The following is a 16,150-nucleotide window of genomic DNA, read 5'->3' as shown; positions in this document are numbered from 1 at the left end:
TCATTTCATTCAATATAAAAACCCCCTCTTCTCCATGAAGAGGGGGACTTTGTTCATCCTCCTCTTATCACGCAGATTACACTCTGCAGGTATTAGCACCGTTTCAAACAACATGTGTTTGAAGGTTGCTGGGTTTCATAGGGCCTTTCCCTCCACCACTCTTGATAAGAGATTTATATGTTATTGTATTAACTTTTACAATCTTTGTTAATTTTCTCATTAATTTACCATAACAAAATAAAGAAGTCAATTAAATTTAAGAAAAATTAAATTATTTAAAATAGAGTTGCAATTCACTTAATATATATTGTAAAGTAAAAAGCATAATTCAAACTGCATACGATACATTCTTATCTAGAGAGGTCTAGGGACTGGCCCGTTGACGCCTCAGCAACCATTAACATTTTTGTTAATAAGGTGCTAATTCCAGCAAACTGAGAAATGATTTGAAAGATAAGAAGAAGACTACATTCGCACGGTAAGCCTTCTTCTTAGAAGGCTTTTTTATTTTATATTGAGGAGGAATTTATCATGTCAACAATTGAAACAAAGCTTGCTCAGCTTGGAAATCGAAGTGAAACAACAACTGGAGCTGTGAATCCACCTATCTATCTTTCTACTGCATATCGGCACGAAGGTCTTGGGAAATCAACAGGATTTGATTACTCCCGAACAGCAAATCCAACTCGCTTATTACTAGAGCAGTCTATTGCTAGTTTAGAAGAAGGAGAGCACGGTTACGCTTGTAGTTCTGGTATGGCAGCTGTTCTTCTTGTTCTATCACTTTTCCGCTCTGGTGACGAATTAATTGTGTCTGAAGACTTATACGGCGGAACATACCGCTTATTTAAAGAACATGAAGAAAAGTGGGATGTTCGATGTACATACGTCGAAACACAACATACCGAACAAATTGAACAAGCGATTTCTAGTAAAACGAAAGCAATTTTTGTTGAAACACCAACAAATCCATTAATGCAAGTAACCGATATTCGCGCGGTCGCTAAAATTGCCAAAAAGCACGGTTTACTTCTTATTGTAGACAACACCTTCTATACACCATATTTACAAAAGCCTCTAACAGAAGGAGCCGACATTGTTATTCATAGTGCAACGAAATATTTAGGTGGACATAATGATGTGCTGAGCGGTCTTGTTATAGCAAAAGGAAAAAAATTATGTGAAGAGCTTGCTCATTACCATAATGCTTCTGGTGCTGTACTAGGGCCATTTGACTGTTGGCTTTTACTACGTGGCATGAAAACGTTAGCTCTTCGCATGAGACAACATGAAGAAAATGCAAAAGCAATCGTTTCCTATCTACAAGAAGAAGATGCCGTTACGGATGTATTTTATCCTGGCAAAGGGGGCATGATCTCATTTCGTTTACGCGATGAGAAATGGGTAGACCCACTGCTACAATCGTTCTCTATCATTTCATTTGCTGAAAGCCTTGGCGGTGTAGAAAGTTTTATTACGTACCCAGCAACACAAACGCACGCTGATATTCCAGAAGATATTCGAATTGCTAGAGGTGTTTGTAATCGCCTCCTTCGTTTCTCAGTTGGAATTGAAAATGCGAATGACCTAATCATTGATTTACAACAAGCATTTGCAAAAGTAAAAGAAGAGGTGAAAATATGAGCTATTCCGTAGATACTCTTTTACTCCATAACCGTTTTAAACACGATGAAACAACAGGTGCTGTGAGCGTTCCCATTTATAATACATCTACCTTTCATCAATTTGATGTTGACTCATTTGGAAAATATGATTATAGTCGTTCTGGAAATCCAACTCGCGAAGCACTTGAAGAAATCATTGCATTGCTAGAAGGAGGTACGAGAGGTTTTGCCTTTTCATCTGGAATGGCTGCTATTTCAACTGCATTTCTCCTTCTTTCAAAAGGCGATCACGTTCTTATATCAGAAGATGTATACGGCGGGACATACCGAGTTGTCACAGAAGTGCTATCTCGATACGGCATTTCTCACACGTTTGTTGATATGACAAACATCGAAAAAGTAAAACGTGCGATACAGCCAAATACAAAAGTATTTTATGTCGAAACACCATCAAACCCACTATTAAAAGTAACAGATATAAAAGCTATTTCTAAACTAGCAAAATCAGTGAATGCGCTAACGTTTGTAGATAATACCTTTTTAACACCGCTACATCAAAAACCGTTAGAACTTGGTGCTGATATTGTACTCCACAGCGCAACAAAATTTATTGCTGGTCATAGCGATGTGACAGCAGGATTGGCCGTAGTGAAAAATGAGGCACTAGCTGAACAAATCCACTTTTTGCAAAATGCATTTGGTGCAATATTAGGACCACAAGATTGTTCTCTCGTATTACGAGGGCTTAAAACATTACACGTTCGGCTTGAACAATCGGTAAAAGGTGCTGAGAGAATCGCTCAATATTTACAACAACATCCTAAAATTAAAGACATTTATTATCCAGGCCTATCATCACATGAAGGGTTCGAAACGCAACGTAAACAAGCATCTTCAGCAGGAGCTGTCCTTTCCTTTACGCTAGAATCAGAGGATGCCTTACGTAATTTTTTAGCTCATGTCAAGCTCCCTGTTTTTGCAGTAAGCCTAGGGGCCGTTGAATCCATTCTTTCTTACCCAGCTAAAATGTCCCATGCTGCGATGTCAGAAGAAGCAAGAGAACAACGTGGTATTTCAAACGCGCTCCTTCGTCTATCTGTCGGTTTAGAGAACGTAGAAGACTTAATACAAGACTTTGAGCATGCACTAGCACATGTAGAAGAACCCGTTATTTCTTAACGGGTTTTACTCACGTTCAATTAATAACTTGAGGTTCCCTTCATTGATGCCTCGTTGACAAAAATTAAAGTTGGCTCCTGTCATTCTTTTTGAGCGATCAACGTTTTGTCCTAAATGATACCTCGTATGCTCGATGCCATGATACAATGCGTGCATATTAATTTCCTGGGACATATTGTCGATTACTTTTTCAATTACTCTAGAAAAACAACTTATAATCAACTACACTTCCACCTGCATCGTATCGTATGCAAATGTAACATGTAAGCCTTCTTTTCTTAGCTGTGTTTCTATTTCTTTTAACTCATCATACCCCATATGATCGACTTCTTCTATATGCGTAATAATGGTATGTTTCGCATGTAATTGTTTTGCTACCTCTAACGTTTCTTCAAATGTCGCTTCTCGTATTTTTTCAATAAAAACTCTCTCTCTTTTTCGTTCTTTCGTTTTCCAATCAAACTCAAGAATACCCATCGGTAACACTGCTACATCAAGGTTACCAATGAGATGTGCTGGTGGTTCCCATTTATATAGTTCATCAGGTGCAATAAATACCCGCTTTTCTTTTTCTTCTAACAAAAATGCATATACATACTGTTCATGAAGCTTAATTGGTGTTACTTTTATATTATTTTTTATAAATGACTGTCCATCTTTTAATACAATTATATCAATCCATCCTTGTTGATTCATAAACTGTAAGTGATCCCAAGAGCCTAAAAATTGTTTCATATCTTCTGCTACTTGTTCTGGTACATATACAGCTGTTCCCCACGCTTTATTTGTTTCAAACGCCATCGTTTCCCAAATCCGTCTTCCCATCGTATGATCTGGGTGCCAATGTGAATAGAGGCCTGCCTCTACTTTTGAAATAGCGGCACGCTCTAACTGCAAGCGTATTTCTTCTGGTGTATCAATTAATAGCTTTAAATCATGCACAAACACACTTGGGCCCATTCTGCTATATGGAAGACCTTTTTCTCTTGCCTCTTTACTAACACTACTATAACTCCCAGGTCTTGGTATTGGTGTTGCACCCGCTGTTCCTAAAAATTCTAGTTTCATGCCCTCTCCCCTCTCTAGTTTTTATTACATTCGCGAAAAAAATGTCGAATCCTTTTTTCTTATTTTTCTAAAAATTCACTTTATGTATTTGAAAAAAATTACAGCACATGATAAAATCGTGTTATAAGTTTAGATAGATACCTTAAAGTGCACAAGGCCTTCTCTTTATAAAAAAACGCCTAAAATTATCTAGTTTATTTACATCACGTTCTCTTTTCTTACATTTTGTTTACTGTAGAACATTTTTTTTGCGACAACTGTTTTCTTTTTATTAAAATTTTGGTATGAATAGTAATGGTATAACAGCATGCATGGAGGTGGAAAGAACATGTTAGAAACCTTTCAAAAGGAATTAGAAATGTATGAAAACAATGCAGAACTATTGAAGGTTCTTGCACACCCAGTTCGTTTATGTATCGTAAAAGGTCTAATCGAGCGTGGAGCAAGTAACGTTTCAACAATGTACACAGGCTTAAATATGCCACAATCCACAATTTCACAACATTTAGCAAAGCTAAAAAGCGCTAAAATTGTTACAAGTGAAAGAAAAGGATTAGAAATCTACTATAAAGTAGAAAATGAAACAATTGTTCAATTAGTTCGAGTGTTACTAGGATAAGGGTCGTATCAAATTAAAAAATAGGACGTACTTTATATTTTTCATCTCATATCTTTAATATAAACATATCACCATGGGAGAAAATATAAATACTACATATCCTAAACAAAAGTCGTATTACATAAAACAAGGCGCAGACAAATATCTGCGCCTTGTTTTATGTAAACATTTCAAAATGCGGCATTCCTTTTTTTTGAACGATAATCTGAAAGGAATCACTTATACCACCTTGCAAAACAATAGAGCGAATTGCACGATTTTGTTTTTGTACTTCTGAAAAAGGATTTAAGTCTTCATGCTGAACTAATTGTTCTAAAATATTGGCTGCCAATAAAAAATCTCTTTGATTCGTATGCCATATCGTCTGTAACCCTAACTCTTCAGCTGTAACCTTTAGTTCATCTACATGAATATGAGACGTTATGTCCATCTCTCCTGGGTATTCAAGCGGATCATATATCAGTCGATGCTTATAATACCCACGTAAACTTCCTTCAGCATGAACAGGATGCCCCCATTCTTCATTCGTGTAACCATAGTCGATTGTAATGAGTAGCCCTTCATGCAACCAATTCATTAACCGATTTACATAACCACTCATGATTAACGGTACTTCAAATCGTTGCCCATCCTTTAGTTCTATATTATGTTTTTTCAAATAACGCAAAATATCTTTACGTTGCAATGGACGAAGTACTTCCTTTAAACAATGTTCTCCATCATATGTCACCCGAACCTCATGTAAGAGACCATCTTTTTTTGTAACGACTTCTACCGGAAAAGCATCAAATAACTCATTAGAAAAAACAATCCCCCTAAAAGAGCCACCTAATCCTTCATATGTACAATGTTGTACAACATTACAAAACGAGGAAAGCTTCTCATTTTGCAGCTTTTGATGAAAAGGACTCACTTCTATAATAGAATATCGTAACTTCGCAAACGTATCTTTAGAAATCCCTTCCCATTCTGTTAAAAAATCATACGCAAACTTCCCTGTTCCTCCGCCAATTTCACAAATATGAGGTGCAACGGCCCCGTCCTCTACAAGCCTACTAAACAAACGAGCAAACGTCTTAGCAAAAACAGATGATATGTTACTGTTTGTGAAAAAGTCACCTTGTCCTCCAATTTTAGGACGTTCTTTCATGTAATATCCATACTTTTCGTCATATAGAACAATGTTCATATACGTACTATATGAAATAGAACCGTCAACTTCTTCCTCCATCGCTTTCTTTAATAAACACCGCATATTGTCGCATCCTCTATCGTAAAAATGGATTATTTTCTTTTTCAAATCCAATCGTTGTTTCCGGTCCATGTCCACATAGTACACGTGTATCATCTGGCAATTCAAATAACCTTCCTTCAATGCTCATAATAAGCTCTTCGAAACTGCCACCTGGTAAATCTGTACGCCCAATACTCATTTGGAATAACACATCTCCAGAACATACTGCATTTGCTTCCTTACAATAATACGAAATACTCCCTGGTGAATGCCCTGGTGTTTCAAACATCTCAAATGTGAACGAACCAATTGTTAATGTCCCTTCTTCTTCAATTAAATGTTCTGCAGGATTTACTGTAATACTTTCACTCATCATAAATAACTGCGAACCGTTATACGCTGCATTTCCTAGCCATTCTTCCTCTTCTTTATGAAGATAAACCGGAATTTGAAATGCGCTGCGCACTTCATCAACAGCACCTATATGATCAAAGTGAGCATGCGTTAATAAGATAGCAAGCGGCTTTAACCCTCGTTCTTTTACATAATGAATAACTTTTGTCCCTTCACTTCCCGGATCAAAAATAACACATTCATTTTCATTGTTACTTAAAATATACGCATTTGTTTGTAATGGCCCTAAAGGCATTTGAATCCATCTCATGTTTCGATCTCCTCCACTTCTTTCATTCTCTTTCATGATACACCACTTTCTTCTCTTAAGAAAAGCACGTATGTTACCTCGACAATCAATTATAAAACATGTAAAATTATAATTGAAAAAATATTTCAAAAACTCAAACGAAAGAATGAGGAGACAGAGGGGGATATGTATGGGTCTTGTTATTATTTTTGCGTTAGTCACTCTGTTCGCTGTAATTGCTTCCCTTAAAACATTGCGGGCAAAAGACATGCTCGGTGCAGGTCTTTCTGTCGCAACTGTACTTGTGTTTGGCTGGTTTACAGTAATGACCGTATTAAATAGCGGTTATCCACCAGCTCACTAAATTCACTTACATACAACATGAACAAACATACAAAAAAGGAAGGGGTTATTCCCCTTCCTTTTAGTTAACTTTACATATATATTTTCTTACAAGCCACGCACCGCCAATTACACCTGCATCGTTACCAAGTGTTGCAATTGCAAGTTTTGTACTTTTGAATGCACGAGAAAAGGCATACTGTTCAAAGTAACGCTGAATCGGTTGAATTAACGCATCTCCTGCTTTTGATACACCGCCGCCAATTACAACTTTCTCTGGGTTTAATGTGCTGGATAAGTTTGCTACTGCTAATCCTAAGTAAGAAGCAACTTTTTCAACGATTTGCGCTGCTAACGCGTCACCTTCAGCAAGAGCGTCAAATACATCTTTAGATGTCAGTTGTCCTTCTTGCTTTAAAACAGAGCGTAGAACGCTATCTTCATCTGTCTCTTGTAGCTTCTTCATTGCAACACGGACAATACCTGTTGCAGAGGAAACTGTTTCTAGACAACCACTTTTACCACAGTTACAAGGGAAACCATTTTCTGTTACAACTGTAATATGACCGATTTCACCGCCTGCACCACTTGCGCCGTGAACGATTTCACCATTTGCAATTACACCGCCACCAACACCTGTCCCAAGTGTCATACAAACTATGTCTTTCGCTCCTTCTCCAGCACCTTTCCACATCTCACCAAGCGCCGCGATATTTGCATCATTATCTACAACAACTGGTAATCCTGTTTCTACTTCAAGTAAGTCCTTTAACGGATAGTTTTTCCATCCTAAATTCACAGCTTCATAAATCATACCAGTAGTTACTTGAACAGGACCCGGTGCACCCATTCCGATTCCAACTAATCTATGTTTCAATTCACCTAAATCTTGTAATTTCTTATCAATTGCCTTAGCAATATCAAGCGTAATATGTTTTCCTGCTTCCTCTTTGTTCGTTGGGATTTCCCATTTATGTAAAAACTCACCGTACATATTAATAAATGCTAACTTAATTGTTGTCCCGCCAAGGTCAACTCCTACTAACCATCTCTCTTCCATTCTCTTCCCCGTCCTTCCTCTACTTCTTTTGCTCTTCTTTTTGAACTTCTTGTTTTAATAAAAATAGAGCAATTTCATAATCTTTTTGTTCAATAAGTTGTGATTGATGAAGTTCTTTTATCTCTTCTCCCATCAACTGTAAATCAGCAATACGGTTTCCTGTATAAATAATCGTTCCAAATCGCTTTAAAAATTGTTGAATATCGTAAATAGATTTCATCATTTTCACCTTCTATATTGACTTATTGTAGTGAAGACTACAAATAAGAAAACGTTCACATTTTTTATTATAATAAACCGAAAAAAGATTCGTCAATTTTAAATTGTCTATACAAGTCGCAAATTACAAATCGTTTCTTTTTCTGTAATAATTTTTTGTACTGGCTGGTCAAATGGCTCTGTTGGAATATAGGGAACAACTTGAAATTGGAATACTAAAGATAAAGTATTTCCTTCGTAGTTCTCTAAATAGCGATCATAATATCCTCCACCATATCCAATGCGAAATCCATCTCTCGTAAATACAACGCCAGGTACAACGAGTAAATCTATTTGCTGCGACTCTACTATTTCTGTTATAGCAGGAATTGGCTCACGTAACTTCATATACACGGTTTCTAGTTGGTCAAAGTTTGTGATGCATCGAAATGTCATCTTTCCTGTTCCACGTTCACACTTTGGAACAGCAACTTTCTTTCCTTCTTTCCATGCCCTTTCAATAATAGAATCTGTATGTACTTCCTTTCCCATTGAAAGCGTAATACCAATTATTTTTGCCTCTTTCCATTCTTTTTGCTTATATAAAGAAGCTTCTATTTTTTCCGATAAAGTTATATGGTCATCTTTTGATAAAGAATGCAAGTTCTGTAACATAATTTTTCGTAATTGCTGTTTTTCTTCTCTCAAAATAATTCCCCCTAATATAAAAGAAACAGTAGGAAATATTCCTACTGTTTACTTTGTTTCACGGTGTAACGTAGCTTTCTTGTCACGCTTGCAATATTTTTTAAGCTCAAGACGCTCAGCGTTATTACGTTTATTTTTCTTAGAGATATAGTTACGATCTCCGCATTCTGTACATGCTAGAGTAATGTTTACACGCATTCTTATTTCCCTCCAGTCACTAATAACTTAAATCAGACTTCACTATAATAACACTTTTAAAATAAAATTTCTACACCTTTTGGTATTGTCGAATCTTTTCTACAATATTTTTTATATTTTCTTTCGCAATAATGGGAGTTTTTGCATGAGAATACACAAAAAATTTCGGTTGACTCACATCAGAAACGATATAAGACCACTCTTCTTCTGCATGTGTAAACTTAATTCCCTCTAACACTTCAAACTCTAATTCCTTTGTATCACGGAGTAACATTCCTAATACTTTCCCTTTTTCATTCCATGAACATCTAACTTCTTCACATAACAAATAAAGAGGTGGAGATTTCATTAACATGTTTGGTAATATTTTCTCCTCAACACTTACTAGCTCCAATAATTTTCCTATACGAAATAAAATATCTTGCTTCCATCTCATCTTTAAGGACTTTTTTTCTTCGTCACGAACATAGAAAAGGTGATAGCAGTCACCTATTTTTAATGATAGCGGGTAAAAGCAAGCTTCTTTTTCCAACAATACATCAGGAACTTCAATTTCTTCACAATTTGTATTTTGATATACATTTCCGTATAAATCATAAAGCTCAAATGTTTTGCCTTCATCCCGAAACATAATCGCCATATGCGACTGACTCGATTTCATTAACAATTTAATATGTTCCTTTTGATCTGTAGCATATACCCAAGTTACTGTGCAACCAAGTTTTTGCAAAAATTCCAACAATAGTGGTTGCAGCGTTTCATCCCACTTATTAATCAAAAGATGAAATCTACTTTTTCGTATCGCTTCCACATCTACACAATCAAGCGCTTCATTCACATAAGATTGTGCAGAAATATATGCTATTTCGTTACTTCCAAGTTTTTTACTTTCAACATAACGAAACGATTCGGCAGTATATAAATTCTCAATTTCCTTTTGCTTTTTATGTGTAAGTCCCATTCCATTTTCATCACATAACTCAATTACAATTTTTTCATCATTACCTCTATAAATAAACACACCACCAGCTACGTTCATCTTCTCAACAGCATAACGAAAACAAGCTTCATGAGCTTCTTGACATTCAATCGTATTAAGTCCTACTGTATGAATCGCATGTAAGAAAATATGTTTAAACATTTGTGCATCTGCATGTGAACTACTTCCAATGAGTAGTTTCTCACACTCCCCAAATAAGGATCCATAGGCCATTGCTAACTTCACAACAACTTGAGGGGTAATATCAAAGTTACTTCTACCTAACATTCGGCTTTTCTGTAAAAAGGATGAGACATTTTCATACTCAGCAACCCCAGATGAAGCAACAATCGCACCGCTATGAATCACTTTTTCAGGCCATACCTTTCCTTTTGCTTTAATCACTGTATTTCGGCCAATACGGCAACTATCTGCGACGACACTTTTTTCAAACAATGTCACACCATCTTCAACAATAGTACTTGCTCCAACTGTTGTACCAATAAGCTCACATCGTTTACCAACGTGAGTATTAGATAACACAATACTTTTTTGCATATGAGTGTAAGCAGAAATAATACTATGCTTACCAACGATAGAATACGGTTCAATTACTGCTCCTGTTTGAATGATAGAACCTTCACCAATAAAGGCAGGGCCGTGTATTTTTGTGCCCTTTTCAATTGTGACATCATTTCCAATCCATACCATTGGTAATACTTCTGTATATGGAATAGGTACATGGACTTTTTTAGCAAGCAAATCAAATTGTGCTTTTCGATATTGAGAAAAAGTCCCAATATCAAGCCAATATCCATCTGCAACATAACCGTACATTACTTCTTTATTTTCTAATAGAGGAAATACGTGCTGACTAAAATCAAAAAACATATGAGGTGGAATATAAGAAAAAATCTCGGGGTCCATAATGTAGATACCTGTATTCACTGTATTAGAAACAACTTCATTCCAACTTGGCTTTTCAATATATTTTACAATTTCATGAAATTGATTCATAACAACAGAGCCAAAAGGTAGTGGATTTGTTACCTCTTTTATAAACATCGTTACAAGCTTTTCACTACTTTGGTGAAAATCGATACCTGCCGACAAATGAAAATCTGTTAGTGCATCACCACTAATGACAACGAACGGCTCATCTAAAAAGTCTTCTGCCTGTTTTACGCTTCCAGCTGTACCTAAAGGAGGAGAATCTTCAAAGTAATGCAGCTTCACCCCCCACTTACTACCGTCACCAAAATAATTTTGAATAATTGAACTCATATATTGAACTGTAACAGCAATTTCAGTAATCCCATGACGTTTTAAAAGTTCGATACTATATTCCATTACTGGTTTTTGAAGCAATGGCAGCATCGGCTTCGGAAGGTTACATGTTAATGGCCGTAAACGTGTCCCTTTTCCTCCCGCTAAAATAACCCCCTTCATATATATTCACCCCCCCATTTTATGATGCTGAACTACATTCTCATACACGTTCACTGTCGACTTTGCAATTTTATCCCAATTATAATACGTCAGTACGTCTTCATAACCTTTACAAGCAATTTGACAAGCAATTTCATACTCTTCTATTACATACGTTAACTGATGTGATAAGCTGTACGGACAACCAGCCTCTATATGAAAACCATTTACACCATCTGTAATAATCTCTCGTAGTCCACCAACACTTGAGACAACAACTGGTTTTTTTGCTAACATCCCCTCTAATGCAACAATTCCAAAAGGTTCATACAAACTTGGAATTAATAACACATCACAGCACTGTAAAAACGCACGTTGCTCCTCCTCAGAAATATATCCACAAAACATAACATGTTGCTGTAATCCTCTTTCCTTTACAATTGAGCGATATTGTTCTAGCATTGGGCCTTTTCCAGCAATGATAAACAAAAGGTTAGGATAAAGGAACGTTAAATGTGGTGCTACTTCAATAATTGTATAAAAGCCTTTTTCACTAACAATCCGTCCAATTGAAAAAATTAAAAACCGCTGTTCACACTGAATTCCTTCCAGCATCTTATATGTTGGTACAATTTCATGAAAAAAGTGCTCATCAATTCCATTCGGTAGCACTGTTACCTTTTCACTCTGTATCGCTAACACTTTCACAACTTCATCTTTCATAAATTGACTGCAAACAATAATAAACTGAGAAACCTCTGCCAATTCTTTTTCCTTCATGTGTATGTTATATTGAAGCGATGTATGAATTCCATTGTTCCGTCCATGCTCCGTTGCGTGAATTGTTGTCACAATTGCCAAACACTTTTTTTGTTGTAATTCAATTGCACACTTCGCTACAAGCCAATCATGAGCATGCACAACATGAAATTCATAGCGCTCACAAAGATCTAAAGCATATGCAACCATCTCTTCATTTAAATGATTCACCCACTCATAAAATGCATTCTTATCGTAAAGATTCCTCACTACACGATGAACATGAATGCTCTCTATTTCCTCATAAAACACCTGTGCCTTATCATGAACCGTTATAACGTGAACTTCGTGACCGTTACGAGTAAGCGCTCGAGATAACTCATATACGTGCCGTCCGAGTCCTCCAACTATCATCGGTGGATATTCCCAAGCTAACATTAAAATACGTAAAGGCTCCATATATTCCTCTTTTCTCTTCTTTGTAAGAAGGGTAAAGTGAAGCATACTATTAAAAGTAAACGTTTCCAAAATTCTCCTGATACATTATGGTCAATCTTATCACCGCTACAGAAAAGAAACAACGAGCTTTTTTTGTCATATTTTGGCTAACAAAAAAAGAAGGTGATACATATCTCCTTCTTTTTCAACCTACTATTCATTTAATAAATAATGTCTTCCTTTTACAACGTAAAAAACATTTTCTACAATATTTGTAACATGATCCGCTACACGCTCAATATATCTTGCAATAAATGATAACTGTGTAATTTGCGTAATTGTTTCCGGATGTTCAGGAACAAACGAAATAAATTCACGAATTGCATTTCCATATACTTCATCAACCATGTCATCCATTTCCGCAACCCGTTTCGCATCCGTCAAATTCTCTTCCTGATACGCTTTTAATGCTAACTCTAACATATCAAAGGCAACTCGAAACATTTTCTCAACTTCTTGCAATGATACAGCTAACTCTTTTTCACCAATACGAATTGTTGATTTTGCAATATTTACAGCATGATCTGCAATACGCTCTAAATCTGTCGCTGTTTTAATAGAAATAAAAATTCTTCTTAAATCTCCGGCAACAGGTTGCTGCTTTGTAATAAGCATTAATGCAAAATCATTAATTTCCTCTTCTAAATCATCCATACGATAGTCATTGTCAATCACTTCAAGTGCTTTCTCAACATTTTGTGTACGAAGCCCTTCCATCGCTACTGTTAGTGCATGTTTTGCTAAATTTCCAAGCTCAATTACTTGCTGCTGCAATGTTTGTAAGTCATATTGAAATTGTTCGCGTACCACCTTTATTTCCCCCTTATTGATTCGTACATATGATATGACCTATTTTAAGATAACGATATTTATTCCATTCATATGACGGACAACAAAATTAATATTTTTCCAAAAAACTCTTTAAGCATTATTAACCAAATCGACCTGTAATGTAATCTTCCGTTCTCTTGTCTGTTGGTGTTGTAAATAGTTTGTTTGTATCTGTATATTCAACTACTTCCCCACTCAAGAAGAATGCAGTCTTATCAGAAATACGTGCTGCCTGCTGCATATTATGTGTCACAATTACAATACTAAAATCTTTCTTTAATTCTTGAATTAACTCTTCCACTTTTAACGTAGAAATTGGGTCTAATGCTGATGTCGGTTCATCCATTAAAATAACATCTGGCTCGATAGCTAAACAACGCGCGATACATAGACGTTGTTGTTGTCCTCCCGATAATCCGTATGCATTATCATGCAAACGATCCTTTAATTCATCCCAAATCGCCGCACCACGTAAACTTTTCTCAACAATTTCATCAAGTGTTTTCTTATCACGAATCCCGTGAATTTTCGGACCGTACGCTACATTTTCATAAATGGACTTCGGAAATGGATTGGGCTTCTGAAATACCATTCCAACATGTGTACGAAGCTCTTCTACAGGATAACCTTTATCAAAAATATTACGATCACGGTATTTAATAGCCCCTGTCGTACGTACAATTGGTACTAGTTCTACCATGCGGTTTAATGTTTTTAAATACGTTGATTTACCACAACCACTCGGACCAATAATTGCTGTTACTTCATTTTCATAAATACTTAAATTCACATCTTTTAACGCATGATCTTCCCCGTACCATAAATTTAAGTTTTGTGTATCAAATACAATATTTTTTGGTGCTGCCTCTTTTTTTCCCTCATTTTTCACTTGCACGTTTACTACTGATACCATTTTGAAATTCCCCTTTCATCCAGTTCCTTCTTATTTCCGATTTCGCAGCCAAATTGCCACAGCATTTATACAAAATAACAAAGTAATTAGTACAATAATCCCTGCCGCTGCTACATGTTGAAATTCTTCTTGTGGTCTACTCATCCAATTAAAAATTTGAATTGGCAAAACTGTGAATCTATCAAACATATCAAGAGGTACATAGTTCGCAAAAGCAAGTGCGCCAATGACTAATAAAGGCGCTGCCTCCCCAATTGCTCTTGATAAAGCTAAAATACAACCTGTTAAAATACCTGGTGTTGCAGTTGGGATGACAATACGATACATCGTTTGCCATTTCGTCGCTCCAACTCCATAAGAAGCTTCTAACAAAGATTTTGGTACAGAACGAATCGCTTCGCTCGCTGCAACAACAACAGTTGGTAAAACAAGTAACGTCATTGTCAAAGCAGCTGCTATTATACTTTCACCGAGTCCAAATCCATATACAAAAATTGTTAATCCAAGTAATCCATATACAATCGATGGAACACCCGCTAATGTTTGAATATTCATCTCTATCATTCTTGTAAAAAAAGATTGCCTTGCGTAATGCTCTAAATATAACGCTGTTCCTATTCCTAAAAATAGAGATAGCGGTGCGACAGCACTCATAAATAGAATCGTTCCTGACAAAGCAGCTGCAATCCCTGCTTCTTTCGGATTGCGCGAAGCAAAGTTTGTTAAAAATTCAAGAGATAAATAACTCTTACCTTGCATAAAAATTTGAGATAATAAAACGATGAGTATACAAATTGAAAATACTATAACGGCATAAAAAATAATTTGTTGTATTCGATCTTCAAAAAATCGTGAAGACATATTCTCTTTTACTTTCCGTTCGTTTATAAGCCGCATATTACGTCGCCTCCTTGAAGCGACGCATAATATACTGAGCAATTATGTTCATAACGAGCGTAAAAATAAACAACGTCGCTCCTACTGCATACATGCTATAGTACGTTGTTGTACCGTAAGGAGCATCCCCTAAACTAACTTGCACGATGTACGCTGTTAACGTCTGAATGGATTCAGTGGGATGTGCTGACAAATTTGGCGTGGCCCCACCTGCTATTACCACAATCATCGTTTCTCCAATTGCCCTTGAAGCTCCAAGTACAATTGCAGAGGCGATACCTGTTAAAGCGGTAGGGAGCACAATCTTTCTCATCGTTTCAAAGCGAGTTGCTCCGATTGCATACGATGCTTCTCTTAACCTGTTTGGCACAGCCCGCATTGCATCTTCAGATAAAGATGCAATCGTTGGAACAATCATAATTCCCATCACAATCCCTGGACTTACTGCATTAAAAAACTGCAAATTTGGAATTATCTTTTGCAGTAATGGCGTCACAACCGTTAAAGCAAAGAACCCATATACAATGGTCGGAATTCCAGCCAATAGCTCCAGTAATGGCTTCAAAACCTTCCTTACGCCATTCGAAGCGTATTCACTTAAAAAAATTGCACAACCAAGTCCAATGGGAACAGCTACTAACATCGCAATTACTGTAACAAGTATTGTTCCATATATGAGAGGTAACACGCCAAACTTTGGAGTTTCAAAGAAAGGAAGCCATTCTTTTTCAGTAAAAAAAGATACAACAGATACTTTCTGAAAAAAAGCAATCGTTTCATTTGCCAACGTTATAACAATCGCAATTGTTACAATGATGGAAACACTAGCAATTCCCTTGAGTAAAAAAGGAACCATTTGATTGATTCGCTGCGCTTGTCTTCGTTTGACTTTATTTCTTTCAATCAAATGTTGAATAGAAATTGTAACGTGACTCCTTTTGTTACGAGTCAAAGATGAAAACCCCTTTCCA

At 36.4% G+C, this 16,150-nt stretch carries 18 protein-coding genes and 2 riboswitches; of the genes, 4 read left to right on the top strand and 14 right to left on the bottom strand.

Translation table 11 applies throughout. The features are described from left to right. Positions 1 to 61 precede the first annotated feature (61 nt). A riboswitch (SAM riboswitch) is annotated at positions 62 to 171 on the bottom strand. Positions 172 to 347: 176 nt separating this feature from the next. Then, positions 348 to 460, top strand: a riboswitch (SAM riboswitch). 71 nt (positions 461 to 531) lie between these two features. Continuing rightward, complete coding sequence (locus BAMA_RS10630) at positions 532 to 1,644, top strand: methionine biosynthesis PLP-dependent protein (RefSeq protein WP_034638865.1); 1,113 nt, start codon at positions 532 to 534, stop codon at positions 1,642 to 1,644. Further along, a complete protein-coding gene (gene metC / locus BAMA_RS10625) occupies positions 1,641 to 2,804 on the top strand; it encodes a cystathionine beta-lyase (RefSeq protein WP_034638864.1) in 1,164 nt (387 codons plus the stop codon). Before BAMA_RS10630 ends, metC begins: the two co-directional genes overlap by 4 nt. Positions 2,805 to 2,810: 6 nt before the next feature. On the opposite strand, the gene BAMA_RS10620 is transcribed toward metC, so the two are convergent. Together BAMA_RS10620 and BAMA_RS10615 are read right to left on the bottom strand one after the other, a co-directional pair. Further along, the gene (locus BAMA_RS10620; protein ID WP_051758921.1) at positions 2,811 to 3,026 is read right to left on the bottom strand and encodes a hypothetical protein; all 216 of its coding nucleotides are present in this window, start codon (positions 3,024 to 3,026) and stop codon (positions 2,811 to 2,813) included. Continuing rightward, a complete protein-coding gene (locus tag BAMA_RS10615; protein ID WP_034638862.1) occupies positions 3,027 to 3,872 on the bottom strand; it encodes an MBL fold metallo-hydrolase in 846 nt (281 codons plus the stop codon). A gap of 328 nt (positions 3,873 to 4,200) precedes the next feature. Between BAMA_RS10615 and BAMA_RS10610 the strand changes: the two genes are divergently transcribed. Continuing rightward, positions 4,201 to 4,491 (top strand): ArsR/SmtB family transcription factor, encoded by a 291-nt coding sequence (locus tag BAMA_RS10610; RefSeq protein WP_034638860.1) that lies wholly within the window; start codon positions 4,201 to 4,203, stop codon positions 4,489 to 4,491. A gap of 157 nt (positions 4,492 to 4,648) precedes the next feature. On the opposite strand, the gene BAMA_RS10605 is transcribed toward BAMA_RS10610, so the two are convergent. Together BAMA_RS10605 and BAMA_RS10600 are read right to left on the bottom strand one after the other, a co-directional pair. Continuing rightward, positions 4,649 to 5,746 carry a class I SAM-dependent methyltransferase gene (locus tag BAMA_RS10605; protein ID WP_034638859.1) on the bottom strand — a complete coding sequence of 366 codons (1,098 nt, stop codon included), beginning with the start codon at positions 5,744 to 5,746 and terminating at the stop codon, positions 4,649 to 4,651. A gap of 13 nt (positions 5,747 to 5,759) precedes the next feature. Beyond that, positions 5,760 to 6,389, bottom strand: a complete 630-nt coding sequence (locus tag BAMA_RS10600) for an MBL fold metallo-hydrolase (RefSeq protein ID WP_034638958.1) — start codon at positions 6,387 to 6,389, stop codon at positions 5,760 to 5,762. Positions 6,390 to 6,558: 169 nt separating this feature from the next. On the opposite strand from BAMA_RS10600, the gene BAMA_RS23980 reads away from it, so the two are divergent. Then, the gene (locus BAMA_RS23980) at positions 6,559 to 6,732 is read left to right on the top strand and encodes a DUF2759 domain-containing protein (protein ID WP_034638858.1); all 174 of its coding nucleotides are present in this window, start codon (positions 6,559 to 6,561) and stop codon (positions 6,730 to 6,732) included. 60 nt (positions 6,733 to 6,792) lie between these two features. Here the strand turns inward: BAMA_RS23980 and BAMA_RS10590 are convergent, their stop codons facing one another. The 10 genes from BAMA_RS10590 to pstC all read right to left on the bottom strand — a co-directional run bounded on the left by BAMA_RS10590 (position 6,793) and on the right by pstC (position 16,131). After that, positions 6,793 to 7,770: an ROK family glucokinase gene (locus BAMA_RS10590; protein ID WP_034638857.1), complete on the bottom strand. Its 978-nt coding sequence runs from the start codon at positions 7,768 to 7,770 to the stop codon at positions 6,793 to 6,795. Between the two features lie 19 nt (positions 7,771 to 7,789). Further along, entirely contained in the window at positions 7,790 to 7,990 is a 201-nt protein-coding gene (locus BAMA_RS10585; RefSeq protein ID WP_034638856.1) for a YqgQ family protein, read from the bottom strand. Positions 7,991 to 8,097: 107 nt separating this feature from the next. Further along, positions 8,098 to 8,676, bottom strand: a complete 579-nt coding sequence (locus BAMA_RS10580) for a 5-formyltetrahydrofolate cyclo-ligase (RefSeq protein ID WP_034638855.1) — start codon at positions 8,674 to 8,676, stop codon at positions 8,098 to 8,100. A 48-nt stretch (positions 8,677 to 8,724) separates the two neighbouring features. Continuing rightward, complete coding sequence (gene rpmG / locus BAMA_RS10575; protein WP_034638854.1) at positions 8,725 to 8,874, bottom strand: 50S ribosomal protein L33; 150 nt, start codon at positions 8,872 to 8,874, stop codon at positions 8,725 to 8,727. A 70-nt stretch (positions 8,875 to 8,944) separates the two neighbouring features. Next, on the bottom strand, positions 8,945 to 11,302 hold the full coding sequence (locus BAMA_RS10570; protein ID WP_034638853.1) for a sugar phosphate nucleotidyltransferase: 2,358 nt from the start codon (positions 11,300 to 11,302) through the stop codon (positions 8,945 to 8,947). Between the two features lie 6 nt (positions 11,303 to 11,308). Further along, positions 11,309 to 12,499, bottom strand: a complete 1,191-nt coding sequence (locus BAMA_RS10565; RefSeq protein ID WP_051758920.1) for a glycosyltransferase family 4 protein — start codon at positions 12,497 to 12,499, stop codon at positions 11,309 to 11,311. A gap of 192 nt (positions 12,500 to 12,691) precedes the next feature. Further along, complete coding sequence (gene phoU, locus BAMA_RS10560) at positions 12,692 to 13,348, bottom strand: phosphate signaling complex protein PhoU (RefSeq protein WP_034638852.1); 657 nt, start codon at positions 13,346 to 13,348, stop codon at positions 12,692 to 12,694. 121 nt (positions 13,349 to 13,469) lie between these two features. Next, complete coding sequence (pstB, locus tag BAMA_RS10555) at positions 13,470 to 14,282, bottom strand: phosphate ABC transporter ATP-binding protein PstB (RefSeq protein ID WP_034638851.1); 813 nt, start codon at positions 14,280 to 14,282, stop codon at positions 13,470 to 13,472. 30 nt (positions 14,283 to 14,312) lie between these two features. Beyond that, on the bottom strand, positions 14,313 to 15,179 hold the full coding sequence (gene pstA / locus BAMA_RS10550) for a phosphate ABC transporter permease PstA (RefSeq protein ID WP_034638849.1): 867 nt from the start codon (positions 15,177 to 15,179) through the stop codon (positions 14,313 to 14,315). A 1-nt stretch (position 15,180) separates the two neighbouring features. Then, complete coding sequence (pstC, locus tag BAMA_RS10545) at positions 15,181 to 16,131, bottom strand: phosphate ABC transporter permease subunit PstC (RefSeq protein ID WP_157405986.1); 951 nt, start codon at positions 16,129 to 16,131, stop codon at positions 15,181 to 15,183. Positions 16,132 to 16,150 lie beyond the last annotated feature (19 nt).

Origin of the sequence: Bacillus manliponensis (genome assembly GCF_000712595.1) — a bacterium.
Taxonomy (GTDB): Bacteria; Bacillota; Bacilli; order Bacillales; family Bacillaceae_G; genus Bacillus_A; species Bacillus_A manliponensis.
Note: the sequence above shows the minus strand (reverse complement) of the source record. Positions and strands in the feature narration are given on the sequence as shown.